The following is a 25,875-nucleotide window of genomic DNA, read 5'->3' as shown; positions in this document are numbered from 1 at the left end:
TCTACAACTATCCACTACAATGGAACATTTATTTGACTGTTTCATTAAAACCATGCAACTAACGGCTCATATTTCTTCTGTCCAACTAAGTGCTTAACCAATTTATAAGCTTCTAATCTTATTAGTCTCCTCTTTGAGACATTCTTTTTTAGTTTTGGATGATGAACGGTTTTCTCCATCTCTTTATTGAAGTATTCTAAAACTATTTTCATTCCCTCCTTATTTAACAAAACCCCATTTAACTCCTCCCTAAAATGTTTCTTCTGGATGATGCCTTGTTTGACTAGTCTATTAGCCAATCTATCAGCAATCATTGGTTTAAATATCTCACTTAAATCTAAAGCTAAGGAAAATCTCCTTTCATGAGGTTCATGTAAATAGCTCACAGTTGGAGTTAGTTGAGTATTATAAAGCTCAGTTATTATAGCTGGATATAAACGGGAGTTTAAAAAGCTTATTAATGCATTCATTTCATTCTTTGGAGGTCTTCTTGTTCTCTTAACTATTTTAAAATCATCAGGCAAAGTTTCATCCCATAAATTGTAGTATTCAGTTCTAACCCTTCCCTCCACATTCATAATTTCAGTGATTTTGTTGCAGTTGTTTAGCTCTTCAATATAGCTATTAAATTTTGCCTTGTTTTTGAATTTTAATAGATTCCACTCCATATTTTTTATGCTTCCAATGACAAACAACTTAGCCAACTCTAACCTCTTATTCTTATCTAAGTAATGCTCAACTTGATTAACTACCAAATAACCAGAGTGTAAAGATTCTCTTGGATAAAATGAGCCATCATAATAACCATAGTGGTTAAAGAAATGAACTGCAATGCCTTTTTGAGCTAAATAATGGAGAGCTTGAGAGCTGATGCTAACCTTCCCATAGATGTAGATGTCATAAATTCCTTCAATAGCTAATGGTCTCTTTCCTCTTGCATTCTCAAAGTATATGGTATTTTCTTTTCTGAATAGGTAGCCGTCTGATAATAGAGTTAGGGATTTCTTTCTCATAGACATCACCTAAATAAAGCATAGTTCATAATAAGCACAATTTTTACAGATTTTCTGATAGATTGGAGCTGGGGGTTCTTTTAGTGATTTTATATGCTCAATTTCTTTTATTGCTCTCTTTATCTCCTCTTTATCACTTTCTTTTAACTTAATCTCTTTAATTTCCTTAAGTTTTGGATAGTGAAGAATAGCTTTAGCCTTTATTCCTAATTTGTTTAAATAATAAATATAATATAACGCCTGCATGATATGGGCTTTTTCCATTTGCTTTCCCTTTTTTATTTCATGAATTTCAACAATATCCCTCTTTTTAATAAAATCAATCTTTATACTTCCTATTTGAACCTCCTTTTCTTCTCCAAAATAACTCTTTTCATGTAAAAATTTTCCCAAATCAATAAAATCACTTTCTTGCTCCATAGTTATGCCTCTTACAAAATACCAAAGCTTTGTTTTACATACATAGAGGTAATTTATCTCAATGCCTCTAGTTATAAGTTCATCTTCTAAATAATTTTCCATAATTTCACCCCCTATAGGATGTCTTCAAACTCCTCTTCCTCTTTATAGTCAAATCCTATTTCATAAGTGTATTTAAATGAACAAATCCAATATCTTCTGGTTCTTCTTCCAACTCTCTTATCATAAGGGTAAAAATGTATCAACCCCTCTTCATTTTTTATTTCATTTAAAATTAAATAAACTGGGATTTTTGCCATATATTCTGCTCTCAATGCATCTTCTCTTAATTCATCAAAATAAACTTGAGGAACTACCTCAATCTTCATAAACTTATCGTCTCTAACTTTAAAGAACTTTCCTTCCTCATCCATTGTTGCTATGTCTGTCCAATGCCTCCCAAATAATATTGCCTCATCAAAAAATAGCTTTAAGTCACTTGGAATGTTGAGATTGTAATCTTTATAAACGTTATCAACGAAATCTTTAATATCTCTATAGTTTAGAGGTTTTTCATAAAATTTTATATGGTCGATTGTTTTTTCAATCAATTCCTTGCTATATGGCAGATGTTTGTAGGGTAGGAATATTTTTAGCTTATATTCTTTCCCATTCTCTTTCCAATCCCTTCCTTTTCTATGCAGTCTTCCAGCCCTCTGTCCAAGTGCATCTGGTGGAGATAACTCAGAATACATAACATCGACAGACATATCAAGAGAGATTTCAATAACTTGTGTAGCAACAATAACATAAGGTTTATTTAGGCTTTTTCTCATCTCCTCCAAATTAAAAATTTCTTCTTCCTTTTTAACCCTATCTTTATAGGCAAATTGAGAATGATAGAGAATTGCTGGGACTTTATTTCTTATTGCCTTATAAAATTCCTTTGCCCTCTCAACAGTATTTAAAATAATTGCTTGGGAAAGCCCTTTTTTATAATTGTCTATTATTTCATTGATTATGCTTTCATTAACTTTCCACTCATCATTCTCTTTCCAAATTAGATGATTTTCTGAACATTCAAGTTTAAAAGGTTTATAATTCAATCCCTCTTCATCAACTATAATCTCATAACCTTCAAGGTTGTTCATTAAAACGTTTGGCAGTGTCCCACTCATAAGTAAATGAGGAATATCCATTTTCTTTAAAATCTCAAAAAGAGTTAGTAAATGCTCTAATGTGTATTTCTCATAGTAATGGACTTCATCAAAGATTATAACTGAATTTTGAATATTCCCCAAAGCAAAATCTGCTTGAGAGAATCCATGAACAAAAGAGTATATAACATGGTCAATGGTTGTTATCGTTATTGGTTTAAAAAATACGTTTCCTTTAAAGTTCTCATCTTTAATCTCCTCTAAGTCCTCTTCATCCTCTATTTCTTTTGAGTCTTTCAATTTTATAAAGCTCTTTCCATGGAATAAACCAACATTCTCCTCTCCAAAAATCTTTATTAATCTGTCATACATTGCATTGCTTGTTACCTGTGTAGGCATTGCTAAGATGATTTTATTTCTTTTAAAGTTTTTTAATGCATTCAATGCCCAAAGTAATGCTCCCTCTGTCTTCCCCCTTCCACAAGGGGCAAACAACATTATAAACTTATTTTTTGAGCTGTAAAGCTCTTTTTGAAATTTGTATGGCTCATAATCTTTTAATATAAATGATATTGGATTCTCTATATCTAAAGTTGGAACATAAATCTCTGGATTTTCCAAAACATCATCGAAAGTCCCTTCTTTATCCTTTGCATACTCACTGAAGTTTAAACTTGCAAAATCATCACACAATTGAAGAATAGCAAACATAAATGAAAATATTGACTTTAGTTTTATTTTTTCATCAAAACTTAATGATTCGATGTAATTATTTGTTTCTATCCAATATTTTCTTCTCAACTTATGTAATTCTAAAGGTTTTGCCTCTTTTGGAATTTCAACTATTTTTAATTCCTCAAATTCAAAAAACTTTGAAAATCCAAGAGAGTTGTAAGCATCTTTTGCATCCTTTAGAAATTTCTCAATATCCTTAGTTAAAAAAGTTCCTTTTTTATATTGTTGATAATCAGAATAGAGGTTATCATAAAGCTGTGTATGATGAGATAGAATAGCAAAAACCTCAATTGGAATATCAAGCAGATAATCAAACTCAATACTGTTTATAATTGGAAGGGCATAAAGTGGATGTGGATGTTTATTACTTCTTTTGCCCTTTTTTATGTTATTTTGGAATTCTTCTGTTATCTTCCCAATGTCATGCAAATAAATTGTGAAAAAAATATTTCTTATAAATTTTTCAGTGGGAATTCCCCATCTATTACAGAAATCATCAACTACATCAAAATTTCTCTCCAAATACTCCTTATATATTTTTAATGCATCATAAGTGTGTCCTTTTAATGTCTGAAATGCCTTCCCCTCCCTTTTGGCAAGAATCATCAAAACACCCTAATAAACTCATCTCCAAAGTCCCAAACTTTTATTGGATTTTCAGACAAATATGGGAACTTTCTTGGAATAGAGACGAGTTTATATTCAGAATAAACCTCTTTTAACTTACCTTTTCTGTCTTTTACTGGAATAAATTTATATGGTAGTTTTTCAAGGATGCAGTTTTCATAAATTCCGTCTAAGATGCTATTTATCTCATTTTCTTCAACTTCTTTTACTTTAACTGGCTCAAATACCTCAATATCTACTAAATCATCAGAAGTTCCAAGATATAAAGGCCTCTCTGGATTTTTTAAGGCATTATAGATTTTGTTTACCTTCCTCTCTTCCCCCACAAGATAAATCCAATACTTCGGCATTATTAAAAACTCTCTATGCATTGGTGATGAAGGAAATGCCCTCTCATAAATAATTTTTTCTACTTTTACAATATTCTCTTTTCCACAGTTTGGACATTTTTTTGGCTTTGACTCCGATATTTTCTCGAATCCACAATCCTTACACTTATAACATGATTTTCTTGAAATCATCTTTAAGAATTTAGCCATTTCTTTACCAATCTCTATTTTGCCTTCAACCCTCATCCCAATCTTAAACCAATTTTGAATCTCAAATGAATCTCTTGGCATCCCTAAGGCATTGCCTATCATTCCCCTAATTGCTGTGAATGGAGGAAGTTTATAAGTTAAAGATAAAGAGGTTGTAACTGGCTTCCTAAAGCTTACAAAGTACATTCCCTCACATCTAAACTTCAATCCCCACATAGAAACACCAGTTTATAAGTTAATTTCCTTTAAATAGCTCAATGCATCTTTTATTGCCTCATGAGGAGCTTTAACCTCTATATTTAAATCTTCAAATAGTTTTTTAACATCTTCCTCATTTTCAAAGAAGTTTGGAACAAGCCCAACAAATATTTTTGGTGAATATTCTAAAACATCTTTGAGAATTACCTCCAATACATCAACATTTATTGTATTATCTCTCAAATCAATTGCCTTTTGCAATCTATGGGAATATATGTCTTGGAATGCAATTATTATGAAGTCTGGGGTGAAATCAGTTAATAACCTTGCCTGCTTTGAGTAATCTGACAAGTATCTTAAAGATTCGATAACCTTTGAAATCCTATTTTTACGTTCTTCATCATTTATGAGATAATCAATTTTAACAGTTCCATCTTCAATCTTTTCCTCTCCTCCAACTCTTTTAACATCGATTGCTACCCCAACTTTGTAGACATTAACTCCAATCTCAACATTTACTATATCCCCCTCAGACTTTTCTCCCCCTCTGTATCTTCTTGTTAAAAAATCAACTGTTGAGTTTTCATCAAATGGCAATAACCCTATTGCTGGAGATACTTTAACTGGTGAAACTCTTGTTCTTGCTCCAACGTCTTTCTCTGGCTTCATGAATCCAAAGAGGTCGCATCCTATGCAGTTTTTAATATCTCCGCAAGTTTCCCCCTTATCATCTGGAACGCACATAAATTCATTTTCATCTAAATTCCTTCTAATTGCCTCTTTTATATAATATCTCATTGCCTGTCCTGAAACATAAGGATATTCAACCCCATTTTTCTTAAATTTCTTAACATCAATAAAGTTACTCTCCCCTTCACCAGAGTTTAAATTTGTTAAATCAGTTTTTGATAACCAAACGATTTCTATGCCCTTCATCTAATCCCCTCCCTTCTTTAATTTTTTGATAGCAAGATACATGGATGAGTAGATAACCAACAAATCTCTAATTTCCCTCCAGATTTTTTCATGTTCTTTAACCATAACTACAAGTTCATCTATTGCAGTTGGTTTTATTTCTCTAAGCTCATCTTTTTCCATTCCAGCCATTTTTCTTGATATTTCCCTTAAAACACTCCAAAACTCATCAATAGTCCTAACTTTATCAAGTTTATACAATAGAGAGGAATTTCCAAGGGATATTTTTGCAATAATATTCCCAACACTTTTTATTGTGTCTAATTTCTCCTTAGGAATTCCCATATTTACCAACCTCCATAGATAGATGAGTTCATCTAAGATTTCATAGGCATCTGATGACAAAATAACAAAGCCCCCTTTTCTTGGCATCAACTGCCTTGAGAAAGTTCTAAAGTCATCTATTAATAGAGATTTTGCTAAATTCTCTTTAATTTCAGCAGTTATATCCCAATCAGTAACAAATCCCTTATTGGTTTTCTTTTTGAAGTATATTCTCTTTATCATATCGTTATATATTAGATAGCCATCCTCTATTAGCTCACTTATCACCTCCAAAATTCCTTTATCAACGTTTATCGTCTCAAATTTGACATTTTTAACTTTACCCAATGGAATGTGTAGCACTCCCCAATTATTGCATAACACTTCACTCTCCTTTACATTCAAAATGAATTTCTCATAAAATGCTAATAAGGTTGTGTATTCTCCAAATGTTTCTTCAATATCGTCAGAATTTGGATTTTTAAGTAAATTTTTATATCTCTCTGAAACTTTCAGGATTCCAGCACGTAATGTTTCTTCTTTAAACTTATTAAGCTCTATTAAGTTCTCAAATATTGGGAGGAACAAGAAAGTTTTATTTTCTTTTTGTGATGTGTGATATATTAACCCCTCATCAGTCCATTCTAAAACTCCCAATAAATAGCACATTAAACATAGATTTTTGTGATACTCTGGAAGTGATTTGATAGTTCTAATTCCACTTAAGCTTTTATTCTTTGTTACAAATGGATAAATTGCTTGTTTTAATGTATAGCTTTTTTTGTATCTACCTCCACACATTATACAGATTTTATCTCCTTTTTTGTTTTCTTTTATCTCATCTAATATTTTTGGCAGTTTATTCCAATCAAATACTTCCTCTTTTAATTTTACAGTCCCACCTTCTTTTTTACCTTCTTGAAGTAAAATAAAGTCCTTTTTAATCTCTTTTGTAATTCCAGTCTTTTTGTCCTCCCCCATTACAATCATATTCTTGTATTTATGCTTTATCTGTTGAATTAATGCATTTTTAAACCCCTCAAAATTATCAAATTCAAAAGTTATCTTATCACTGCTTAATGAGACGTTGAAGTCTTCATTGTCTATCTTTTTTAAAATTCGATAAAAGTTTTCTAATGCATTGTCCATCCAAACATCATGGTAAATTGAAACTTTAAATAAAAAATTCTTGGGTTTTGTATAATTTTTACTTTCTATACTACTTTGATTAATATATTCATCAAGAGTTTTTACTGACATTAACTCACCAAAAATTAATTTATAATTTTACAATAATTAAAATATAACATATAATAATATACACTGTCTAAACTCATATATAAATTTATCGATAAAAATTTAATTTACATAAGTAAAATAGTTTAAAAATTAAAAAATAAAAAATAGCTTACTCAATATTCACAACCATCCCAAAACCCATACTGTTCTTCTCTCCAAAACCACACTCATAACCAAATTTTATTAAATCATAGTCTCCCCAAACCTTAAACACCATTTCAGAGCATCTACAATAAATATTCTTTATCATCATCCTCTTAGGTCTATATTTCAAAATTTCAAATTCAAAGTTCATATCACACTTTTCATTATAAAATGCCTCATACTTCTTTTTTAGATTATTTTTCAAATTCTCATAAAATTTTGAGTTGTTTGGAAGTAAGTCATAGGTTTTTAACCCATTTTCTGTCTCAATCATAGTCTTTAAATATATTGGAGATATCGTTTTTAAGATATTGAATTTCTTTGGGATTGGTAAAATTTTAGCTTTCCTTACAAAAAATTCAACATTCCCCACTCTTAACTTCCCATCTTCTAATAACCCAGCAACAAAGTTTTCAATAAACTCATTATTTGGAGAAGAAATATAGAGATAAGCTTTTCCATCTATAGTTTCAATCCCCTCCTTTCTAATAACCCTCTTTCTAATTTGCAGCAAAGAGAATGTAAAGAACTTAAACTTTTGATAATTATGCAGTCTTTTAGCATAGATAGGATTTACAGAGTGGATTTTATTGTATATGGCTGATGCTAAATAATACTGATGATTATAGGGAATTACTGTAAAGTTATCCGTCTGCAACTCTAATTCAATCCTCATACTATCCCTCGTAAAATATTTTTCAGAAATACCTTGTTATCTCCCACTTATTATTTTTTGTGTTCTAATTAATAGATTTACTTTATGGGGCAATTCTTCGAAAATTGTACTAATTTTCGATTTTTGCACCAAAAACAATTTATTAACAGAAGATTAATACAAATAATCGTGGAGCCACGTGTTGTGGCTCCAATGAAACACGTAAAAATTTTAAAGTGGTGAAAACATGGGATTTAAAAAGCTGTTTGCTATACTGCTATCAATAGCTCTATTGGGAGTTGGAGGAGTATTTGCTGCTACATACTCAAAGAACAATACAACATTAAATTCTGAAATATCTGAGAACTCTGAAAATGTTATGCTTGCAAAATATACTAAAATAACAGAAAAAGAAGCAAAGAATATAGCACTTTCAAAAGTTCCGGGAAAAGTTGTTAAAGTTGAACTTGAAAATGAAGATGGCTATGTTGTGTATGGTGTAGAAATCTCAACATCTAACGGAATAAAAGATGTTAAAGTAAATGCTGAAAATGGGAAGATATTGAAGATTGACGGAGATTATAACGAAAAAGACAGCAATGATAAAGAAGTAGATGATGACAAAAATGACAATGAAATAAACGATGATAAAGCAAATAACGATAAAGAAACAAATGATGATAATACACAATAAGTAGGCAATAGTGGATAAAACATAAAACTTCCCTTTTTTTATGAACTTTTAATCGTATTTAACAATTTAAAATTTACTTTATTTTTTATTATATGGATTATTCGATTTTTGCACCAAAAGATTTATTTAAACCAAGATATATTAACAATTTTTGATTTTTATTTTTTAATTGGTTAGATGAGGTGTTTATAATGGTTGTAGATGTTGATGAGATAATAAGATTACTATCAAGCATTCTTGCACTTCTAATATTTACCATATCTATAATTGCATACCATAGAGAACGTAGGAAAAAGCTTTTTTTAGTATCGTTAGCATTCTTTTTTTATGCATTGAAAGGATTTCTAAAAGTTTCAGATATTTTTATACCACAAAAAGGAGAGTTTATTGAAATTTTTGCTAATTTACTTGATTTTATAATATTGGCATTATTTTTTATGGCGATAGTTATGGATAAGTAGGGAAAGTATGGAGTTAGAGCTTGAATTAAGAAGAAAGATTTACAACTTAATAAAAAAACATCCGGGAATTCACTTTAGAGAATTGGAACGAAAACTAAACATTGCTACCGGTAATTTACAATATCATCTTCAATATTTAGAAAAGAAAAACTTGATAAAATCTGAAAATGATGGCGGTTATGTAAGATATTTCCCAAAAGATTGTAAATTAGATGAAAATGGAAAAAAGATAATGTCATTCTTGAGAAGAAAGACATCAAGACATATTATTTTATACCTATTAAGCAAAGAATCTGCTAATAACAAAGACATTGCAAAAGACTTAAATCTATCACCATCAACCGTATCTTGGCACTTAAATAATTTAATTAATGCAGGGATTGTTGAGAAAGAAAAAATAGGACGGGAAAGTTTGTTTAAAATCAAAAACCCTGAAAAGATTGTTGATATTTTGATAACATATAAAGAAAGCTTTCTTGATAAGATTATTGATAGGTTTATAGAGACATGGGAGCCGATAGTATTAAAATAGTTACATACCAAAATATAAATTAGGTGATGTTTATGGATTTATATACAATAGCTGAAAACCTTGTAATGAATTATGGTTATCTCGGGATATTTATAATCTCATTTACAGAGGCATTTATACAACCCATCCCACCAGATGTTTTTATAATTGGAGCTTCTTTTTTTGGCTTAAACCCAATAATTTCTGCAATAGTTGCTACTATTGGCACAACATTGGGGGGGATTATTTGGATATTTTTTGGGGGATAAGTTAGGGCATCCAATTTTTGTAAAAATATTTGGAGAGAAATATTTGCATAAAGGGGAAGGATTTTTTAATAAGTATGGAATTTATGGAGTTGTTATAGCTGGATTCACCCCCCTGCCTTATAAGGTCATAGCCTGGCTCTCAGGAATTTTTGAAATGCATAAATTGTTATTTACAATTGGGACAATAATTGGAAGATTTCCAAGATTTTTGGCTGTAGCCTATTTTGGAAACATTTTAGGAAACATAGGTAAATTGAATAAGTTTAATATTTGGCTCTTTTATCTAATAAACTCTCACTACAATTCTATACTTGATACAGTTATGCTAATTATCTCTAAAACAGCATATCCTTTAATTGCTATAACATCCATAATTATACTTATAAAAAATAGAAAGTTTGGAATAAAGCTAATTTCCGCTCTATGTTTGGCTTTTATAATTGCGTTTTCTTTAAAGTATTTAGTAAATGAGCCAAGGCCTTATTTAGTTTTAGATAATGTCCATCTGTTGTGTAATGAAGGAAATGAGCCAAGCTTTCCAAGTGGGCACACAACCTTGGCATTTACGTTAGCAACATCACTGCTATTTTACTCAAAAAAACTTGGAATACTATTTTTAATTTGGGCGATTCTTGTAGCTTATAGTAGAATTTATGTAGGAGTTCACTATCCTTTTGATGTTCTTGCTGGAGTTGTTATTGGAATCTTATGCGGATATCTAATAAAAATCGATATATCTAAATTAGTAGATACATCTAAAAAATACATGAAAACCATATTATCAAAAGAAAAATAAAAAAAGATAATTTATTCTTCTTTAAAGTATTCATCATAAACTCCAGCATCAATTTCTTTCTGCACTTCCTTTGGGTCTTTTCCTTCAACTGTTACTCCCATTGAACCACAGGTTCCTAAAACTTCTTTTACAGCGTTCTTCAAAGTGTAAGATAGCATAGCGTCTTTTTTCATCTTAGCTATTTTAATAACCTGCTCCAATGTTAAGTTTCCAACAATCTCATGTCTTGGTTCATGAGCAGCTGTTTCAATTCCCAACTCTTTTTTAATTAAAGCAGTTGTTGGAGGAATTCCAACTTCAATCTCAAACTTTCTTGTTTCGGTATCAACTATAACTTTAACTGGGACTTGCATTCCTTCATAGTCCTTTGTTTTTTCGTTAATCTCCTTAACAACTTGCATGACGTTAACTCCTAAAGGTCCAATAGCAGGCCCCAATGGTGGTCCAGCTGTTGCTCTACCTCCAGTAACCAATACTTCAACAACCTCCTTAGCCATAATTATTCACCTCAATGTTTGGAGTGTTTCATTAAAAGAAATGATGTGTAGATAAAATTAATATATTTGGTATATAAACTTATGCCCTATATAAAATTTTAATCTTTATGCTTTGAGACTATTTTAACACCTTCAACAGGTAAGGTTATCGGTATAGGGACAGCGGCATTCTCAAGTTCTAATGTGACTTCTTCTTTATTCTTATCAACTCTAATAACCTTTGCCCTCTCTCCTTTAAACGGCCCAGCAATGATTTCAACAACATCTCCCTTCTCAATATTTTCAATGATTTTCTTTGGAGTTAGTAATGGCTCTATCTCTTCAATAGCTATTGTTCCTGGGACTATTCCTCTAACTCTTGGCATTCCTTTTATTAGTTCTTCAACATCTCCCTTTGTCTCTGCTTCAACTAAAACATAGCCCTTCAATGACTCTGAAGCCAATATTGAATAAACATTTAGCTGTTCTTTCTCAGCTCTACTTGCCATCAATCCAGCAATATTTTTTTCCTGTCCAACCATAGTTCTAACTGCAAAAATCATAATCTCACCTAATAAATTTTAAATAATAAAATAGAATTTTTGTAAAAGGTTTAAATATAAAAAAGTTTTTTGATATTTAATTTACTTATACCCTTGGAGTTGCTGGGGGTTTTAATATTCCCTTAATGTATGTTGCTGGAACGTGGATTATGTATCCAATAGCCCCTAATAAAGATATTCCCAAAGCTGTAACTTTTGCAACAGCCAAATACTCATCTTTTGTAGGCTTTTTCAAAACTAACCAAACTCTTCTACATTCTTCAAGGAATTCTTTAAGCTGTTCTATTTTTTGATTAAAATCTGTTTTCATAATATCCCCATTAAATTTTTGGAATATTCAGTAATTCAGTTTTTTTCCTTCTTAATCCTGTATCGGTAAACTCGATTCTTGACTGAACTCCTGTAATAACCAATAGTACTCTCACAGTGTTCTCTAAGTTCTCATCTATTGTAGCTCCCCATATAATTGTAGCATTTGGGTCTAATCTTGAAGACACGGTGGCAACAACATCCTTTGCCTCTTCCAATGTTAAATCTTCAGGTCCCATTACATGAATCAAAGCTCCAGTAGCTCCATCTATATCAACATCCAATAATGGAGAGTTTAATGCCATATTGACAGCTTCTTTAGCCCTCTTCTCACTGTCACTCTCTCCAATACCAATCATCGCTAAGCCTCCATTACTCATCACTGCCTTGACATCAGCAAAATCAACGTTAATCAATCCATCCTTAGTTATTAACTCAACTAAACCCTTTACAGCATTAATTAATACCTCATCAGCTACCTTAAATGCCAATTTTAACGGCATATTTGGAACTATCTCAAACAATTTTTCATTTGGAATAACGACCAATGTATCAGTGTGCTGCTTTAACTTCTCCAAACCTTCCATCGCATTTTTCATCCTAACTTTTCCTTCCATCAAAAAAGGCAGTGTAACTACAGCAACGGTTAAAGCTCCTATCTTCTTAGATATCTCAGCTACAACAGGAGCTGATCCAGTCCCTGTTCCTCCACCTAATCCACAAGTAATAAACACCATGTCTGAATCTTGAATTGCCGCTTTAATCTCTTCAGCACTTTCTTTTGCAGCCTCTTCACCAATCTTTGGATTACCTCCAGCTCCAAGACCTCTTGTTAATTTTTTACCAATTAAAATCTTTTTATCTGCTTTTGTTCTAATTAATTGTTGAGCATCTGTATTAATAGCTATTGTTTTAGCTCCTTCTATACCCTCCATCTTCAACCTTGTGATAGTGTTATTTCCTGCTCCACCACAACCAACCACTGTAATTTTTGCCTTAGTTTGTTGTAAGTATTCTAATAATTCTTTGTCTTCTGGAGATAATTCTAATTCATTAAACTCCTCTAATCTACTCCCTTCCTCTAAAACATTTTTTAGAAATTTCACGTTATGACCTCCATAATATTATTTTTAAATTTCAACTTATAAACACAATAATGGATTTTACACGTAATGCTATCATAACCTAAATAATTATATATGAATATTTTATATAGTATTCCTCTATATGGTTACCCATAGGGTTATCATGGTGGTGTATATTATTATTATTCAATTTTAAAATTAGGTATAAAAATCTATTGGTTATGACTTTGCATGATTAGGGATTTTACGTTTTTTATGTTCCATTTGAAATTTATAATAGTACAACAAACAAATTATAGTCGAGGATAAACATATAAAAAATTTCATTAAAAATTATTTGGTGAGGTTATATGGTTAAACTTCCTGCTATTCCAAAAAAACCAAGAGAGATTGCAAAACAAAAAATTATTGAATTGGCTAAAAAAATGTATGAAGATTTAATGAAAGGGAAGAGACCAAAGATAACAATGCCAATTAGAAGCTTATCCAATGCAATGTTTGATAAAGAAAAGGGTTCATTTACTTTAGTTGGTAAAGAAAAGGCAAGAACATTAACTGTGAATCAGGCAAAGATTTTTGCACAAACAACAAAGATGTTGGAATTTGCTAAGCAGTTATTGGAAACTGACGATTTTTCAACTCTAAGGGAAGCCTACTATGTTTCAAAAAACTGGGGAGAGGCAAGATTTGATGACCAACAAGCATCAAACAACGTTATTGAGGATTTAGAGGCAGCTTTGGGAGTTTTGAGGGAACATTTAGGATTTATTCCTGAAGAGGATGGTTCTTCAGTAGTTGGGCCGTTAAAAATTATTGAAGAAACTCCAGAGGGTGAGCTCGTTGTTGATTGCTCAAAATTGGGGACTGGAGCTTACAACATCCCGAACGATGTAACAAAATTAAATCTTGAGACAGATGCTGACTTTATATTGGCAATAGAAACATCGGGTATGTTTGCAAGGTTGAATGCAGAGAGATTTTGGGATAAGCACAACTGCATATTGGTTTCGTTAAAGGGAGTTCCGGCAAGGGCTACAAGAAGGTTTATAAAAAGGCTTCATGAAGAACATGACTTACCTGTTTTAGTATTTACAGACGGAGACCCTTATGGGTATTTAAACATTTACAGAACTCTAAAAGTTGGGAGTGGTAAGGCAATACACTTAGCTGATAAGCTGTCAATTCCTGCAGCGAGGTTGATTGGAGTTACTCCACAAGATATCATTGATTATGATTTGCCAACTCATCCATTAAAGGAGCAGGATATTAAAAGGATAAAAGATGGTTTAAAAAATGATGACTTTGTAAGGAGTTTCCCAGAATGGCAGAAAGCTTTAAAACAGATGCTCGATATGGGAGTTAGGGCGGAACAGCAGTCTTTGGCAAAGTATGGTTTAAAGTATGTTGTCAACACTTACTTACCTGAAAAAATTAAGGATGAGAGCACATGGTTACCATAAATTTTAAATTTTATAAAAATTCTGGGTTGTAATAATTTCTCATTTTGTTAATTTTCTCCCATATCTTTTTAATTTCTTTTTTATACTCCTCATCTTCTACAAGGTTGTAGATTCCTTCAAGAGAAAAGAGAACTACATCCATCAATAGATACTCTTCCTCTCCTTTTTCAATATCTTTTGAGAATACAATCTTTATGTCATCTATTTTTATAAAATTTTTTCCTAATTCAATACTTTTTGGATTGAAAACCCTTTTTTCTTCTTTTATTAATTTCTCAGGGTGGTAATTTTTTAAAGTTTCGAATTCGTCAAAAGCCATGTTATCACCAGTTAATATTAATCTTTATATTTGGATTATTCAATTTTAATAATTGAAAATAAAAACAGATTTTTAAGTCAGTGAACATATAGGTAGTTAATCGGGGATAATTATTAAATTTCAAAACTTTTATTTTATAAATTCTCATCCATCTATAAAAATCTTTCGGCTATTTTCGTTTAAATCTCAATAATCTATGGATTTATTAGATATTTTCTAAATTGGTATTTTATTTTAGATATAAAATCCCATAGATGTCTTGGATATTAATTTTTATGCATCTTGAGAAAGATATTTATACATTTAAAAACAATAAATTTTATTGATTGAAAAAAACATTATAGTTAATTTGGGATGAGCATGCAGACGGATAATTTTAAACTATTTGTTAAGGATGAGGATTTTAAGATGAAGATTTATAAAATTGCCGAATTTGTTGAGAAATATTTAAAGAAAAAATATCCAAAGGAAGAGTTTAAGATTATTTTAGATTATGATGGAATTGATGAAAGAGCAGTTATAAGAATTGTATTTAAGAAAAAACTAAAAATGACAAAAAACACTGAAAAAGAAATTGATAGGATCAACGAGATTATAGATAATGTCAGTTTAAGATGTCATGAGAAATTTAATGAGTTGATGTATTATGTATTAGTTACTTCTGATTTGGAGGTGTTGTAAGTGTTAAATGTTGATGAATTTAAAGAAGTAGCTGAAAACTTTTCAACTTTTAAATCTCTTCCAGAAAGCTTACAGGGGAAAAACGAAATTTATGGCAATGTATTTTTTATCTAAGAAAAAAGCTTGTTAAATTTATTTGATAATTTAATGATTATGAAGATGGTGGTGGATATAAACGGACAAAACCATAATTTAAAGTAATTGTTAAATTTGGGATAAGTAGGGGACAATAGGAGTTCTCTATGGAATTTTGTATATAGTATCATTATTAATTTTTTGTTCTTTGCTATCGGAATGTTTGGATTCGTAGGGGCAATAATAACTGCTATATTATTTTTTTATTGTAGGTTTTATCCTAACTGATTAATTCTTGGAAAGTATTTATATTCATCTCCTTCTTCCTCTCCAATCTTTTTTAAGTGCTTTAAAATATTTTCAAAGCCAATAACTCCATTGTATTCTAAAGTGTTGAGTGTTTTAATTATATTATAAGATAGCTTTCTTGCTATTTTAACCTTAATATATTTAACGGTTCTATCTGTGTTATAATCTGCCAATTTTCTAATCCTATGTAGGTTATACAAATCTGAAGAAATTTCTTTTAAAATATCTAAATTTAAAATATCTCCCAGTTTTGATAGATAAACTCTAACTAAGTGGTGGGATTTCCCTGTTTTGAAATAATCACGAATTTCTTCTCTTTCATCAACTTCTAAAATTATGTCCCTTATTTTTAAAAACGTATAATAATAGTATCTACCTATTGCAGTCCTATATCTACCTTCATTTGGGAGTGACTTAAAATTTGGAATTTTATCGGCAATTTCTTTAAATTCTTCAACATTAAACGTCATTCCATCACCTGTAATCAGCAATAATCACATTGTAATCAATTAAATTTCCAAATCTCTTAATTGCACTCTTTCTAACTTTTCTTACAGCATTTAATAATGTATCTTCATCTACTGACTCATCAGCTAAAACACATATTTCATTAACATCCTCATCCAAATCATAATCTAATAAAATCTCAAACTTTAAGCCCTTATAATACCTCTTCAAATATTTTTCAACATAATCAGCAATTTTATAAGCAATATCTTTATTCTTAGAATATTTTTCAAATAATTCTGTCTTTTTGAATTTCTTTTTTAATGCCTCTCTTTTTAAAATCTCTATTGCTTCCTTTTTTGTTAATGTTGATGGAAGTTCTATGGTTACTTTAACTTTAGATGCCATAACAATCACCAAATAAAATTTTTATATTGCCATTATATATAATTGATGTATTAATATAATTTGAGGGATGGTAATGGCATGGGCGTCAATAAGAGTAAAAAAGGAAGTTAAGGATGAGTTTGATTTGCTGTATGATGCATTAAAAAAAGCAGGGATACAACTTCAAAAGTCATAACGAGTTCTTTGCATACATTTTAGCTGATTTTATGAAGAGGCATAATATTGAAAAAATTACTATTGAATTCCACATCCCAAAAGCGTTTGAAAATGCTGAAATTTAAAAATAGAGTGATAATATGAGATACGCTACAATTTTACTCACTTTTTTGTTAATATTAATGTCCTCTGGATGTCTCAATGGGATGTTTGTGAAAGGAGATATAAAAGATTGCATCCCATCATCCTGTATTGGTTACATTTATGTGACTGAGAATACTTTAGCAAATAAGTTTTATGTTTATGATGAGGTTGATTTCGTAAAATTCTGTCTCGATATTTTAGCATGTTATCCTATTAAAAAAAGTGAAGTTAAAGAGTTTGTAGAAGCGTGGGATAGATCTGGAAATTATCTTACAATTTATAAATTAAGAGAATCCTATTCTCAGAAAGAATATCTAAAAAAACTATTAGAATTTAGTAAAGAAAACCTAAAAAATTATTGGACAAAAGGGGCTTATCCAACGCCCCATAGTTATGAAAGATATAATGATATTATAATATATAAATTAGATTATGAAGATGTTGATGGAAATAAGCAGACAGAATACAGTTGCGTAGTTGGGAATTATTTAATAATATCAAATAGTACAAAGCTTCTTAAAGATTGCATTGATACACTAACATTATTTGGAAAAAAATCATTATTGGATGTTAGAAAAAAAGAATACGAAGAATTAAAATCCTACATTAATGTAAATAACTATGATGTTGAATGTGCTGAATTCTATCCTCCAAAAACCTACTCCTCAAATTATGACTGTGCTTATGGAGTAATAATATTTAACGATAACAAAGCAATCATTAAATTTGTTGCAAAATATCCAGATGAATACACTGCAGAGCAAGATTTTGACAACTATTATTTAAAACTGATGGATAAAGTAAGATACGAATGGAATGGAAAAATAAATGCACATCAAGATGGTATATTCATATTTGAGGAAACTGAAATTCCAATAGACAAGTTTAATGACTACATTAACTATGAGCCATAAAATCAACTTTTCATCTTTTTAACAGATATTATGGTGATATTATGCCAACTAAGACAATAACCTTAAAAGTTCCTTCAAATATTTCTAAAAAGAAAATTGAAGAGGCAATTAAAAGATTAGAATTGGAAGAGAAATACAAAAAGACGGATAATTTTAAATTATTTGTTAAGGATGAGGATTTTAAGATGAAGATTTATAAAATTGCTGATTATGTTGAGAAATATTTAAAGAAAAAATATCCAAAAGAAGAGTTTGAGATTGTTTTAGATTATGATGGAATTGATGAGAAGGTAATCGTAGAAGTGATGTTTAAGAAAAAATTGGATAAGAGAAAATTAAAGGATATAAAATCCATTGTAAGGAAAATAAAAGAAATGGTATTCGATGCTTGGAAAGAAGTTAATAAAAAATTTCCAGATATGGAGGGAGTTTTAATCGTCACTTCTGATTTGGATAAACCGACCTTCATCTGACGGAAATTATTAACATTATGTATATAGAGGGAAATTAGCATGAAAACGAAATTTATTAGCTATAGTGAGCATCTTGCATGGATTAAAGAAGTTGAAAAAGAGATTAATAAAATGAGCCATGAAGAGTTCTGTGATGAGATGATAAAATTTGGATTAAAAGCTAAAAAAGTTGGAGGAGTAAAAAATTTAGTATTTAAGGATATAAAATAAATTTAAGATGAGGATATACCAAAAATGAATACAAAAAACAAAGTAGCTATTTAACTCTCAATATTAAACTTATCTATCACTGTAATCAGTAATAATTACATTATAATCACTTAAGAATGAATTTTGAAGGATGATAAAATAAAATATCGGTGATGATGGCTATGAAAGCACAGACAAAGAGAATTATAAGAAAATTTTTAGGAAACAATAAAAATTAAAAAAATACAGAAAGAAGATATTCTACTCGAGTGGACTAAAAAAGTAAAAAATGAGATAGAAAATATGAGTCATGAGGAATATATTAAAGATGTAGAAAACTTTGTTAAAGAGTTGGAAAAGGAAGGAGTTGAAAAAGTATTATTTGGAGATGTTTAATAAATTTATATTCTTCTGGAGTCATTAAAAAGGATTTATCTATTCAATTTATTTTATTATTGGGAGTGGAACTATGAAAAAACAAACTAAAAGAGTTATAAGGAAATTCTTAAAGAGTGAAAGACCTAAATTGATGATTGATGTGTTCGAATATTTCGACTATTTGGCTGGAAGAACTAAGAGAGTTAAGTATAAAAAACCAGATTGGCTTATTAAGGCAGAAAAAAGAGTAGAAAAATGACATTGGAAGAAGAAAAAGAATGGTTAGAAAAAGCGATAAAAGCGTATGAAGAAAAGGGCATAGATGGATTATTTAAGATTTAATTTTTTATAATAATAAATTAACGGCGATATTATGCAAAAAAGGGTAGTTAACATAAAAACCAAAAAAGACATATATAAAAAACCAGCATGGCTTTTGAACGTGGAAAATAAGATAGAAAATATGAGTGATGAAGAACTTGATGAGTTATTCGAGATTACATATTCTAAATTGAAAAAAGGAGGATTGCGAGAGGCATTAAGTATTTAATATTTTTTATATTTTTAAGTAAATAGTTTGATGACAGATGTGGTAAGATTATGAGGAGACAAACTAAAAGAGTTACAAGGAAATCTAAAAGAAAAGAGGATAGTTTAACGATAGATGTGTTTGATTATTTTGATTATTTATCTGGAAAATATGACACTAAAAATGTAGAATTTAAAATTCCTGAGTGGTTGGTAAAAGCAAGAAATATCGTTGAGAATATGAGTGATGATGATTATGATGAATGGCTCGAAAAAGCCATTAAAGCATACAAAAAAAGGGGGATTCAAAGAAATTTTAAATTTAAAACCTACCAGTAATCCTTGATTATGATAAATATAAACTTTTAGCTGAAGAACTTTATAAGTTGTTGAATAGAGAAGATATTGAGGAAATTGAAATAGAGCTTAAAGAGAGAAGAAACAAATAATCGATGTGAGATTATGAAAAAACAAACTAAGAGGATTATAAAAAAATTCTTAAAAAGAAAAATAAAAAAAGAAAAGCCAAAACTAATGATAGATGTGTTCGAATATTTTGACTATTTAGCTGGAAAAACTAAAAGAGTTAAGTATAAAAAACCAAAGTGGTTAATTGAAGCTGAAAAGGAAGAAGAAAAGATGACATTAGAAGAAGAAAAAGAATGGTTAGAAAAAGCTATTAAAGCATATAAAGAAAAGGGTATAGATGGATTATTTGAGATTTAATTTTTCTAAGAATTTGATAAATTCTTTTGGAGTTAGAACTTAAGGAACTTTTAATTTATGTTTTTTAAAGTGTATTTCTAATAAACTTCCTTTTTTCTTTATTTTTAATATATTTGTTTCTCAATATAGAGGACATTAGAGACATAATGAGGACAATTATCCAATGTCCAAAATGTCTCCTATTTTTGTCTCCTGTATAAGTTTTTTTTGTGAGTTATTAATGTCATTTCATACTAATTTATTTAATAGGAGGGATATAATTTAAATCCTGCATACGATCTCTGCTATTTATCTCCGAGTCATCATAAAACCATGAAGCTCCAAAGATGCAATAATTCAAACATTTAAAATAACCAATAATATCCAGAAGTTTTTAAAACCACTGGTTTTATCAGTCCTCTGGATATATCCAATTGATTAATCATCTCTAAAAGAGTGATAAATTAACTTTCTTTGTGGTAAAATAGGTATGGCGCAGGGGCTGGGATTTGAACCCAGGCGGGGCAAAGCCCCACTGGATCTCAAGGACTGCCTCATGAAATGGATATATAAAATTAAAAAATAACTGTTTTTATTGGAAAATAAGTTTTATTAATTGAGATTGGTATATGTCCAATGGGGTTATCATTTTCTATTTTTAATAATCTCGGCTATCTGGTTAGAGGACTCTAAAAATTGGAGTTACAGTATGCAGGACTAAATTTTTTATGAGTATATCGAAATGTATAAATATATCTTTTGTGGTTATATTTTATTCAAAGAAAGTATTGTTGGCTCTTTTAGGTTCTCCCCCCAGAGTTGCGACGATGAAGGGGGCAGTTGTGGTAGTGGGTGGTATATCTATTTTGTGGGGTGTTATTGATGGAAACTGGAGTCTATATCCATATTTGCCCTTATTGTCTTAGTCCTGTTTTGTGTTATTCAAAAGATTACTTAGATGGGCATGTTAAACCAGTTAGGGTTGATTTAGAAAATAAAGAGTGTCATGTTTTGTTGGGAAGGGATGTTTATAAGAATGCTTCTTGTTCTAATGTTCAAAAGCTTAGGATTCGTGCGGGGGCTATATTAAAACGAGTTGAGGAGCTTTTAGGAGTTAGTTTTGATGAATCTAAAAGAAAAGAATATCTTTCAAAGGTTGTAGAGTTGAGGAAGAATAATAGATATTGGCCAGATTGGAAGGTTTTAGAAATAGCTATTAACTCTGTTTTAGGATATGCTCTTGAGGGTGGTTAAATTGAGGGCTTTAAGTATTATTCAAATTGTTCTGTTTTTAGCAGTTTCTTTTTATTTAATCTATAAAGGTCTTATATTAACAGAGTATGCAGTGTTTGGAACAATAATTGGTTTGATAATTCATTGGTCAGTGACAAATAAGGGAAATCATAACATTGTGAATATTAAACCCTTATCAGCATCTTTCAGAGTTCTTTTGTATGACATATACCTTTCTACATTACTCATAAAGGGTTTTTTAGAGGGTTTTAGTCAGGATTTAACGTTTTTATGTTTGATTATTGCTGGATTGATAGTTTTAGATTATTTTGTTGAAGGGTGATTCAAAATGAGGAAGATTATGCTTTTATTGCTATTGCTTTCAGGTTTTGTATTATGTTTTGTTAATGCAGAATCAAATTCATGGACTGCATGGTTGGGAACGGCTGGTTTTGATGTTCCTGCTAATGTCAATATTGGCTTTGAAAATGCGAATCATACAAAAATTAAAGTTGATGTCCAAACAACATCTAAAAAATTTGCTTTTGCACTGTATTTAAAGCAAGATGATATGAAGTATATTAGATTTGTTTTAACACAAGACATTTTTGGAGATTTGTATATGGACAATAATCATTGGGATGGCGGGAAACCTTTGGGTGTGACGTGGTATAGCGGAGCACACTGGGTTCAATTTGATATTCATGATGGGGTCGCAGATGTGTACATTGACGGTAAAACTGACAAGGTAAAGACAATTACGTTGAATGGTATGACAAGTGTGAAAACAGTTGTGCTTAAAAAAGAGGCTGGGGCTGATAGTAGCTGGTATTCTGCGACATATTTGAAAAAAATAGATGTTGAGCAAACTATTCCAGAGTATTCTCTTCACATCTACACCGAGCCAAAAGCAAATATCTACATAGATAATAATTTGGCTGGAACAACAGACAATGGGGGTTATGCAAAAGTATTAGTTGAAAAAGGGGAACATCAGCTTAAAATAACTAAAGAAGACTTTTGGGATTACAGCACTGAATTGCAAATAGAAAATGATACAACATTGCACATTGATTTAGCACCAAAAACAAGTTTATTCAGAGTTGAAAAGAACGTTACCAGTGATTTATATCCAAACAGCATTGGGGAGGTTAAATTAACCTTATATCCAATTAGAACAGCTTATGGAACCCAAATGCAAATTTCAGGAGTAGATGTTGTAAAAGTATATTACAAAAACAGCTATTTAGCTGAAAGTAATGGTGCTTATGTGCTGGGAACAGTAGATAGCCCTGTGGATGTTGAAATTCAGTTTAAGACACCAGCAACTTGGGGAGAGCATTCATTTGCAGTGACTATAACAGCAACTGACATTGAAGGGAACCAATACACTAACCAAGAGCAGATAACTTATGAGGTTAAGGAGTTGCCATTTTTACTGCAAACACCATCACAATGGAAGATTGGAGATAACACAGTGACTATAACTGACCAAAGTGGAGAGGATTACAGTGTATTGCTCACTTTAAAGGACATAAATGGAACTGAAGTTTGGAGTCAGTCACAAGGGTTTGATGCCTATGACAGCCACGATTTTGTAGTTCCAATAAATCAAAGTGGGGATTATGTTTTAGAAATCTTGGCAAAAGGAGGGCAGGTAAAAACTTATGTTCCAGTGCATGTTGTAGAACCAATTAAGCTCTTAACTCCAGAAGTCAATGCAAGTAAGGGAAGTGTAGCAACAATTAAAATAGAGATTCAGAATCCAACAAGTGAAGTAAAGTATTATAATGCAGAAGTTCTTGGCGAAATCTTTGATGTTAATAATACTCCAAAACAGGCATTCTCAATTGCACCAGGAGAGACAAAAATAGTTGAATTGAAGTTTAAAGTGCCAGAGAATATAACGTATGATAACTATGAATTAACAGTAGAGGTGTTTGAAAAAGGAGAAGCAGAGCCAATATTCCAAAATGATGTAATATTAAACATAAAAGAATCATCATTTATTCCAATAGGAGGAGATAGTAGCATTCCATTGTGGCTAATAGCTATTGTGGGAGTTCTCTTAGTAGTTGGGGCTGTATTTGTAATGAGAAGAAAATAATCTTTTTTTCAAAATCTCTTTTTTTAGGTGATTAAAATGAAGTTTGAGAGGATTTTATCAGTTTTTATAATTATAATGTATCTTTTAGCTCCTGTTAATGCTTTTGAGATTTTTGGGCATGAAATTGGTTGGGATGATGCAGGGGTTGCAAGTGGTGCAGCAGCTGTAGCTCTTGTAGCCGCTACTGTTGCAACTGGTGGGCTTGACTTGGTAGCAATTGGTGGAGCAATAGCAATCGGGGGGTTGTGTGATTTAATTTATAGAAAAGTAACTGGAAAGTATGACACCCCTACAGCTGTTAATACTGGTGCAAAAACACCAACAAAAGATGAGTTAATCAACGATACGGATGTCAAAAATAAATTGGCAAATCTACAAGCATATTCAGAATCAGAAGCAGCTAAAGACCTTTTCCAGCTGAGACAGCAACTGAGTTCCTCACTTACAACTTATGATTTTAAAACAGAGGGAGCTCTTGCCGATATAAGGATTACTATAAAAGGACCGGAGAAGATATACGGGTTTAGCCCATTTCCATTACAAGTACATATTCACGCTCCATCAAGTAAAGAACCTCCTCAAAATTGTGTCCATATAACATCAGTTAAGGCGTATGTTGTGGATGACAGTGGAAGAAAGTGGTATGAGGACGTTTGGACGGGGGATTTAGTTTTAAGGCCAAAAAGTTGGTGGTATCCAGACGCACTTGGGGAGGATTGGGATTTTAACTTTACTTTAAAAGCACCAGACAAATATGTTGGTAAGGCAAAGAACATTGTTCAAGGAACTGCAGATTATAAAACAGCAGAGGAATTATTGAATGCAAACATTTCTAAGTTTGAAGTTGTAGTTGAAGTTCAAGGTTATAGAGAAGTTTGGAGATGGGAAAGTGAATATACTACATGGAGAGACTTAAAAGAGAGAGGCTACAGGATTGATGGGACACATGTATATACTGCACAAGGGACACCAGTTGGAGAATTTCATGAAACAGACCCAGAGACTGGTGAAGGATTATTTTACACTCCAGAATTTGTTAAAAATGTAGAACTAAATGTAAAAGCATCATCTTTATCAGCATACAATCATCTTCAAAATGGTAAGTATTTCATCGGGGGTACTGAAGGTTCTTTACCTGCAAGATTTGGAGATGTTAGGGAATTTACTGCTTATGGGATGTATGCTAATGGTGCGACTTCTCTAATTGTTGCAAGATGTTGGGCTACTCCAGTGCATTTGTTTGATTCAACAGCAGATTATAAGTTCGTCGTAATTGCAAATAGAGACAATATGAAGCCAATTAATGTCAGCATCATTGATGACTACAAAATGGTAGTTTTTAGAGAATTTGCTGATGGAACTTGGGTAATAGCAGACCAGATTCCTGGAAGTTTTGGAAATATGGGAGATTACATTTCAACAGTAGCATCAACTCTGACATATAAACATGACAATAATACTGTTGGGTATAGCACTTATTTTGTAGTGTATGCAGTTTTAAAACCACATAATGACTGTGGAAATGTAAATGAAATTCCAATTTGGATTATTGTAAAACCAAAAATTAGTGTTTTAGATAATACAGAGGTCGTTTTAGGTGATAAGCAAACAGAAGAAATAGCATCAATTATTGATGATGGAAAAATAACTGAAAGTGAAGCACAATCGCTTAAGAACATTGCAGAAAGTGCAATTTCAGCATTAAAGCAGAAAAAATATTCTGCAGAACACCTTGTAGAGAGATATTCAAGTAATCCAAAAGCTCAGGAATATGCTAAGAAAGCTGTAGAATGCTATGATAAGGCAATAGGCTACTTAGAAGACATGATGGCTTCAAATGATGCAAGCACAGTAGCGAGGGACTATAAAGTTAGTAAAAACTACGAAATGGCTGGAGATTACTACTATGATGCTGCACAAAAAGAGTTCTATGGACAGCATGACCAAGCAGAGGCTGATGTAAATAATGCAGAGAAGATTATTGATGATACAAAGCAATATGAACCAAGTATGTTTTTCAGTTTAGGTTCAACACTTGGAGAATGGTGGTCTCAGTTTAAGAGCGGCTTAGGAATTGACTGGATTCCAGATTGGGCAATAATTCTTATAGTGGTTATTTTGGTTGTTGGAGGGGCAATAATTGTGCTTAAAATACTCTAATGCTCTTTTTTCTTAATTCT

Annotated in this window: 32 protein-coding genes; 18 read left to right on the top strand and 14 right to left on the bottom strand. The window is 31.1% G+C overall.

Annotation, left to right across the window (positions count from 1 at the left end):
• Positions 1-44 precede the first annotated feature (44 nt).
• From cas1b to cas6, 7 genes are all read right to left on the bottom strand, one after another.
• Entirely contained in the window at positions 45-1,013 is a 969-nt protein-coding gene (cas1b, locus tag MFS40622_RS05810) for a type I-B CRISPR-associated endonuclease Cas1b (RefSeq protein ID WP_012980758.1), read from the bottom strand.
• Between the two features lie 9 nt (positions 1,014-1,022).
• Positions 1,023-1,535, bottom strand: coding sequence for a CRISPR-associated protein Cas4 (gene cas4, locus MFS40622_RS05805; protein ID WP_012980757.1), 513 nt, complete (start codon positions 1,533-1,535; stop codon positions 1,023-1,025).
• A gap of 11 nt (positions 1,536-1,546) precedes the next feature.
• Positions 1,547-3,910, bottom strand: coding sequence for a CRISPR-associated helicase/endonuclease Cas3 (locus tag MFS40622_RS05800; RefSeq protein WP_012980756.1), 2,364 nt, complete (start codon positions 3,908-3,910; stop codon positions 1,547-1,549).
• Positions 3,910-4,686 carry a CRISPR-associated protein Cas5 gene (gene cas5, locus MFS40622_RS05795; protein ID WP_012980755.1) on the bottom strand — a complete coding sequence of 259 codons (777 nt, stop codon included), beginning with the start codon at positions 4,684-4,686 and terminating at the stop codon, positions 3,910-3,912. The genes MFS40622_RS05800 and cas5 overlap by 1 nt, the downstream gene beginning before the upstream one ends.
• Before the next feature lie 12 nt (positions 4,687-4,698).
• Positions 4,699-5,604, bottom strand: coding sequence for a type I-B CRISPR-associated protein Cas7/Cst2/DevR (cas7i, locus tag MFS40622_RS05790; protein WP_012980754.1), 906 nt, complete (start codon positions 5,602-5,604; stop codon positions 4,699-4,701).
• Entirely contained in the window at positions 5,605-7,167 is a 1,563-nt protein-coding gene (locus tag MFS40622_RS05785; protein ID WP_012980753.1) for a hypothetical protein, read from the bottom strand.
• A gap of 148 nt (positions 7,168-7,315) precedes the next feature.
• The gene (cas6, locus tag MFS40622_RS05780) at positions 7,316-8,026 is read right to left on the bottom strand and encodes a CRISPR-associated endoribonuclease Cas6 (RefSeq protein WP_012980752.1); all 711 of its coding nucleotides are present in this window, start codon (positions 8,024-8,026) and stop codon (positions 7,316-7,318) included.
• Between the two features lie 226 nt (positions 8,027-8,252).
• Here cas6 and MFS40622_RS05775 point away from each other — a divergent pair, with 226 nt between their 5' ends.
• The 5 genes from MFS40622_RS05775 (at position 8,253) to MFS40622_RS09800 (ending at position 10,736) form a co-directional block, all read left to right on the top strand.
• Positions 8,253-8,699, top strand: coding sequence for a PepSY domain-containing protein (locus tag MFS40622_RS05775; protein ID WP_012980751.1), 447 nt, complete (start codon positions 8,253-8,255; stop codon positions 8,697-8,699).
• A 191-nt stretch (positions 8,700-8,890) separates the two neighbouring features.
• On the top strand, positions 8,891-9,160 hold the full coding sequence (locus MFS40622_RS05770; protein ID WP_012980750.1) for a hypothetical protein: 270 nt from the start codon (positions 8,891-8,893) through the stop codon (positions 9,158-9,160).
• A gap of 7 nt (positions 9,161-9,167) precedes the next feature.
• Positions 9,168-9,692, top strand: a complete 525-nt coding sequence (locus MFS40622_RS05765) for a winged helix-turn-helix transcriptional regulator (protein ID WP_012980749.1) — start codon at positions 9,168-9,170, stop codon at positions 9,690-9,692.
• A gap of 32 nt (positions 9,693-9,724) precedes the next feature.
• On the top strand, positions 9,725-9,940 hold the full coding sequence (locus MFS40622_RS09805) for a hypothetical protein (RefSeq protein WP_369750790.1): 216 nt from the start codon (positions 9,725-9,727) through the stop codon (positions 9,938-9,940).
• Positions 9,930-10,736: a phosphatase PAP2 family protein gene (locus MFS40622_RS09800; RefSeq protein WP_369750789.1), complete on the top strand. Its 807-nt coding sequence runs from the start codon at positions 9,930-9,932 to the stop codon at positions 10,734-10,736. The genes MFS40622_RS09805 and MFS40622_RS09800 overlap by 11 nt, the downstream gene beginning before the upstream one ends.
• 11 nt (positions 10,737-10,747) lie before the next feature.
• Here MFS40622_RS09800 and MFS40622_RS05755 read toward each other — a convergent pair whose 3' ends face one another.
• From MFS40622_RS05755 to ftsZ, 4 genes are all read right to left on the bottom strand, one after another.
• On the bottom strand, positions 10,748-11,233 hold the full coding sequence (locus MFS40622_RS05755) for a 50S ribosomal protein L11 (RefSeq protein ID WP_012980748.1): 486 nt from the start codon (positions 11,231-11,233) through the stop codon (positions 10,748-10,750).
• 98 nt (positions 11,234-11,331) lie between these two features.
• Positions 11,332-11,775, bottom strand: a complete 444-nt coding sequence (locus MFS40622_RS05750; protein ID WP_012980747.1) for a transcription elongation factor Spt5 — start codon at positions 11,773-11,775, stop codon at positions 11,332-11,334.
• Positions 11,776-11,860: 85 nt separating this feature from the next.
• A complete protein-coding gene (locus MFS40622_RS05745) occupies positions 11,861-12,085 on the bottom strand; it encodes a protein translocase SEC61 complex subunit gamma (protein ID WP_012980746.1) in 225 nt (74 codons plus the stop codon).
• A gap of 10 nt (positions 12,086-12,095) precedes the next feature.
• Complete coding sequence (gene ftsZ, locus MFS40622_RS05740) at positions 12,096-13,190, bottom strand: cell division protein FtsZ (protein WP_012980745.1); 1,095 nt, start codon at positions 13,188-13,190, stop codon at positions 12,096-12,098.
• 329 nt (positions 13,191-13,519) lie between these two features.
• Between ftsZ and MFS40622_RS05735 the strand changes: the two genes are divergently transcribed.
• Entirely contained in the window at positions 13,520-14,629 is a 1,110-nt protein-coding gene (locus tag MFS40622_RS05735; protein WP_012980744.1) for a DNA topoisomerase IV subunit A, read from the top strand.
• A 10-nt stretch (positions 14,630-14,639) separates the two neighbouring features.
• On the opposite strand, the gene MFS40622_RS05730 is transcribed toward MFS40622_RS05735, so the two are convergent.
• Positions 14,640-14,948 (bottom strand): hypothetical protein, encoded by a 309-nt coding sequence (locus tag MFS40622_RS05730; RefSeq protein ID WP_012980743.1) that lies wholly within the window; start codon positions 14,946-14,948, stop codon positions 14,640-14,642.
• A gap of 360 nt (positions 14,949-15,308) precedes the next feature.
• Between MFS40622_RS05730 and MFS40622_RS05725 the strand changes: the two genes are divergently transcribed.
• The gene (locus tag MFS40622_RS05725) at positions 15,309-15,629 is read left to right on the top strand and encodes a hypothetical protein (protein WP_012980742.1); all 321 of its coding nucleotides are present in this window, start codon (positions 15,309-15,311) and stop codon (positions 15,627-15,629) included.
• A 350-nt stretch (positions 15,630-15,979) separates the two neighbouring features.
• Here MFS40622_RS05725 and MFS40622_RS05720 read toward each other — a convergent pair whose 3' ends face one another.
• Both MFS40622_RS05720 and MFS40622_RS09715 read right to left on the bottom strand, forming a co-directional pair.
• Positions 15,980-16,483, bottom strand: coding sequence for a hypothetical protein (locus tag MFS40622_RS05720; RefSeq protein WP_012980741.1), 504 nt, complete (start codon positions 16,481-16,483; stop codon positions 15,980-15,982).
• 4 nt (positions 16,484-16,487) lie between these two features.
• Positions 16,488-16,868, bottom strand: coding sequence for a hypothetical protein (locus tag MFS40622_RS09715; RefSeq protein ID WP_012980740.1), 381 nt, complete (start codon positions 16,866-16,868; stop codon positions 16,488-16,490).
• Between the two features lie 368 nt (positions 16,869-17,236).
• On the opposite strand from MFS40622_RS09715, the gene MFS40622_RS05710 reads away from it, so the two are divergent.
• The 11 genes from MFS40622_RS05710 (at position 17,237) to MFS40622_RS05670 (ending at position 25,855) form a co-directional block, all read left to right on the top strand.
• Positions 17,237-18,082, top strand: a complete 846-nt coding sequence (locus MFS40622_RS05710) for a hypothetical protein (protein ID WP_156770002.1) — start codon at positions 17,237-17,239, stop codon at positions 18,080-18,082.
• 41 nt (positions 18,083-18,123) lie between these two features.
• Positions 18,124-18,555 carry a hypothetical protein gene (locus MFS40622_RS05705; protein WP_012980737.1) on the top strand — a complete coding sequence of 144 codons (432 nt, stop codon included), beginning with the start codon at positions 18,124-18,126 and terminating at the stop codon, positions 18,553-18,555.
• A 39-nt stretch (positions 18,556-18,594) separates the two neighbouring features.
• Positions 18,595-18,765, top strand: coding sequence for a hypothetical protein (locus MFS40622_RS09495; protein ID WP_012980736.1), 171 nt, complete (start codon positions 18,595-18,597; stop codon positions 18,763-18,765).
• A 448-nt stretch (positions 18,766-19,213) separates the two neighbouring features.
• On the top strand, positions 19,214-19,381 hold the full coding sequence (locus MFS40622_RS09490; protein WP_156770001.1) for a hypothetical protein: 168 nt from the start codon (positions 19,214-19,216) through the stop codon (positions 19,379-19,381).
• A 114-nt stretch (positions 19,382-19,495) separates the two neighbouring features.
• Positions 19,496-19,672 (top strand): hypothetical protein, encoded by a 177-nt coding sequence (locus MFS40622_RS09485; protein WP_012980734.1) that lies wholly within the window; start codon positions 19,496-19,498, stop codon positions 19,670-19,672.
• Between the two features lie 50 nt (positions 19,673-19,722).
• Complete coding sequence (locus MFS40622_RS05695) at positions 19,723-19,989, top strand: hypothetical protein (RefSeq protein ID WP_012980733.1); 267 nt, start codon at positions 19,723-19,725, stop codon at positions 19,987-19,989.
• Between the two features lie 123 nt (positions 19,990-20,112).
• Positions 20,113-20,376 (top strand): hypothetical protein, encoded by a 264-nt coding sequence (locus MFS40622_RS05690; RefSeq protein WP_012980732.1) that lies wholly within the window; start codon positions 20,113-20,115, stop codon positions 20,374-20,376.
• Between the two features lie 861 nt (positions 20,377-21,237).
• Complete coding sequence (locus MFS40622_RS05685) at positions 21,238-21,609, top strand: hypothetical protein (protein WP_012980731.1); 372 nt, start codon at positions 21,238-21,240, stop codon at positions 21,607-21,609.
• The gene (locus tag MFS40622_RS05680) at positions 21,602-21,931 is read left to right on the top strand and encodes a hypothetical protein (protein ID WP_369750820.1); all 330 of its coding nucleotides are present in this window, start codon (positions 21,602-21,604) and stop codon (positions 21,929-21,931) included. The genes MFS40622_RS05685 and MFS40622_RS05680 overlap by 8 nt, the downstream gene beginning before the upstream one ends.
• Positions 21,932-21,937: 6 nt before the next feature.
• The gene (locus MFS40622_RS05675; RefSeq protein WP_052292132.1) at positions 21,938-23,695 is read left to right on the top strand and encodes a PEGA domain-containing protein; all 1,758 of its coding nucleotides are present in this window, start codon (positions 21,938-21,940) and stop codon (positions 23,693-23,695) included.
• Between the two features lie 36 nt (positions 23,696-23,731).
• Positions 23,732-25,855, top strand: coding sequence for a hypothetical protein (locus MFS40622_RS05670; protein WP_012980728.1), 2,124 nt, complete (start codon positions 23,732-23,734; stop codon positions 25,853-25,855).
• The last annotated feature ends 20 nt before the right edge of the window (positions 25,856-25,875 follow it).

The organism is Methanocaldococcus sp. FS406-22, assembly GCF_000025525.1.
Lineage (GTDB): Archaea > AGJL01 > Methanococci > Methanococcales > Methanocaldococcaceae > Methanocaldococcus.
The sequence above is the reverse complement of the archived record's forward strand: the minus strand, read 5'-3'. Positions and strand labels throughout refer to the sequence as shown.

Excerpts from the sequence above, each read along its gene's own strand:
- cas1b (WP_012980758.1), bottom strand. The coding sequence starts at position 1,013 with ATGAGAAAGAAATCCCTAACTCTATTATCAGACGGCTACCTATTCAGA.
- MFS40622_RS05670 (WP_012980728.1), top strand. The coding sequence starts at position 23,732 with ATGAAGTTTGAGAGGATTTTATCAGTTTTTATAATTATAATGTATCTT.
- MFS40622_RS05735 (WP_012980744.1), top strand. The coding sequence starts at position 13,520 with ATGGTTAAACTTCCTGCTATTCCAAAAAAACCAAGAGAGATTGCAAAA.
- MFS40622_RS09485 (WP_012980734.1), top strand. The coding sequence starts at position 19,496 with ATGCAAAAAAGGGTAGTTAACATAAAAACCAAAAAAGACATATATAAA.
- MFS40622_RS05775 (WP_012980751.1), top strand. The coding sequence starts at position 8,253 with ATGGGATTTAAAAAGCTGTTTGCTATACTGCTATCAATAGCTCTATTG.
- MFS40622_RS05690 (WP_012980732.1), top strand. The coding sequence starts at position 20,113 with ATGAAAAAACAAACTAAGAGGATTATAAAAAAATTCTTAAAAAGAAAA.
- MFS40622_RS05725 (WP_012980742.1), top strand. The coding sequence starts at position 15,309 with ATGCAGACGGATAATTTTAAACTATTTGTTAAGGATGAGGATTTTAAG.
- cas6 (WP_012980752.1), bottom strand. The coding sequence starts at position 8,026 with ATGAGGATTGAATTAGAGTTGCAGACGGATAACTTTACAGTAATTCCC.
- MFS40622_RS05745 (WP_012980746.1), bottom strand. The coding sequence starts at position 12,085 with ATGAAAACAGATTTTAATCAAAAAATAGAACAGCTTAAAGAATTCCTT.
- MFS40622_RS05685 (WP_012980731.1), top strand. The coding sequence starts at position 21,238 with ATGGAAACTGGAGTCTATATCCATATTTGCCCTTATTGTCTTAGTCCT.
- MFS40622_RS05770 (WP_012980750.1), top strand. The coding sequence starts at position 8,891 with ATGGTTGTAGATGTTGATGAGATAATAAGATTACTATCAAGCATTCTT.
- MFS40622_RS05730 (WP_012980743.1), bottom strand. The coding sequence starts at position 14,948 with ATGGCTTTTGACGAATTCGAAACTTTAAAAAATTACCACCCTGAGAAA.
- MFS40622_RS05750 (WP_012980747.1), bottom strand. The coding sequence starts at position 11,775 with ATGATTTTTGCAGTTAGAACTATGGTTGGACAGGAAAAAAATATTGCT.
- MFS40622_RS09715 (WP_012980740.1), bottom strand. The coding sequence starts at position 16,868 with ATGGCATCTAAAGTTAAAGTAACCATAGAACTTCCATCAACATTAACA.
- cas4 (WP_012980757.1), bottom strand. The coding sequence starts at position 1,535 with ATGGAAAATTATTTAGAAGATGAACTTATAACTAGAGGCATTGAGATA.
- MFS40622_RS05695 (WP_012980733.1), top strand. The coding sequence starts at position 19,723 with ATGAGGAGACAAACTAAAAGAGTTACAAGGAAATCTAAAAGAAAAGAG.
- MFS40622_RS09490 (WP_156770001.1), top strand. The coding sequence starts at position 19,214 with ATGAAAAAACAAACTAAAAGAGTTATAAGGAAATTCTTAAAGAGTGAA.
- cas5 (WP_012980755.1), bottom strand. The coding sequence starts at position 4,686 with ATGTGGGGATTGAAGTTTAGATGTGAGGGAATGTACTTTGTAAGCTTT.
- MFS40622_RS09495 (WP_012980736.1), top strand. The coding sequence starts at position 18,595 with ATGAAAACGAAATTTATTAGCTATAGTGAGCATCTTGCATGGATTAAA.
- MFS40622_RS05720 (WP_012980741.1), bottom strand. The coding sequence starts at position 16,483 with ATGACGTTTAATGTTGAAGAATTTAAAGAAATTGCCGATAAAATTCCA.
- MFS40622_RS05755 (WP_012980748.1), bottom strand. The coding sequence starts at position 11,233 with ATGGCTAAGGAGGTTGTTGAAGTATTGGTTACTGGAGGTAGAGCAACA.
- MFS40622_RS05675 (WP_052292132.1), top strand. The coding sequence starts at position 21,938 with ATGAGGAAGATTATGCTTTTATTGCTATTGCTTTCAGGTTTTGTATTA.
- MFS40622_RS05785 (WP_012980753.1), bottom strand. The coding sequence starts at position 7,167 with ATGTCAGTAAAAACTCTTGATGAATATATTAATCAAAGTAGTATAGAA.
- MFS40622_RS09805 (WP_369750790.1), top strand. The coding sequence starts at position 9,725 with ATGGATTTATATACAATAGCTGAAAACCTTGTAATGAATTATGGTTAT.
- MFS40622_RS05765 (WP_012980749.1), top strand. The coding sequence starts at position 9,168 with ATGGAGTTAGAGCTTGAATTAAGAAGAAAGATTTACAACTTAATAAAA.
- MFS40622_RS05705 (WP_012980737.1), top strand. The coding sequence starts at position 18,124 with ATGCCAACTAAGACAATAACCTTAAAAGTTCCTTCAAATATTTCTAAA.
- cas7i (WP_012980754.1), bottom strand. The coding sequence starts at position 5,604 with ATGAAGGGCATAGAAATCGTTTGGTTATCAAAAACTGATTTAACAAAT.
- MFS40622_RS05800 (WP_012980756.1), bottom strand. The coding sequence starts at position 3,910 with ATGATTCTTGCCAAAAGGGAGGGGAAGGCATTTCAGACATTAAAAGGA.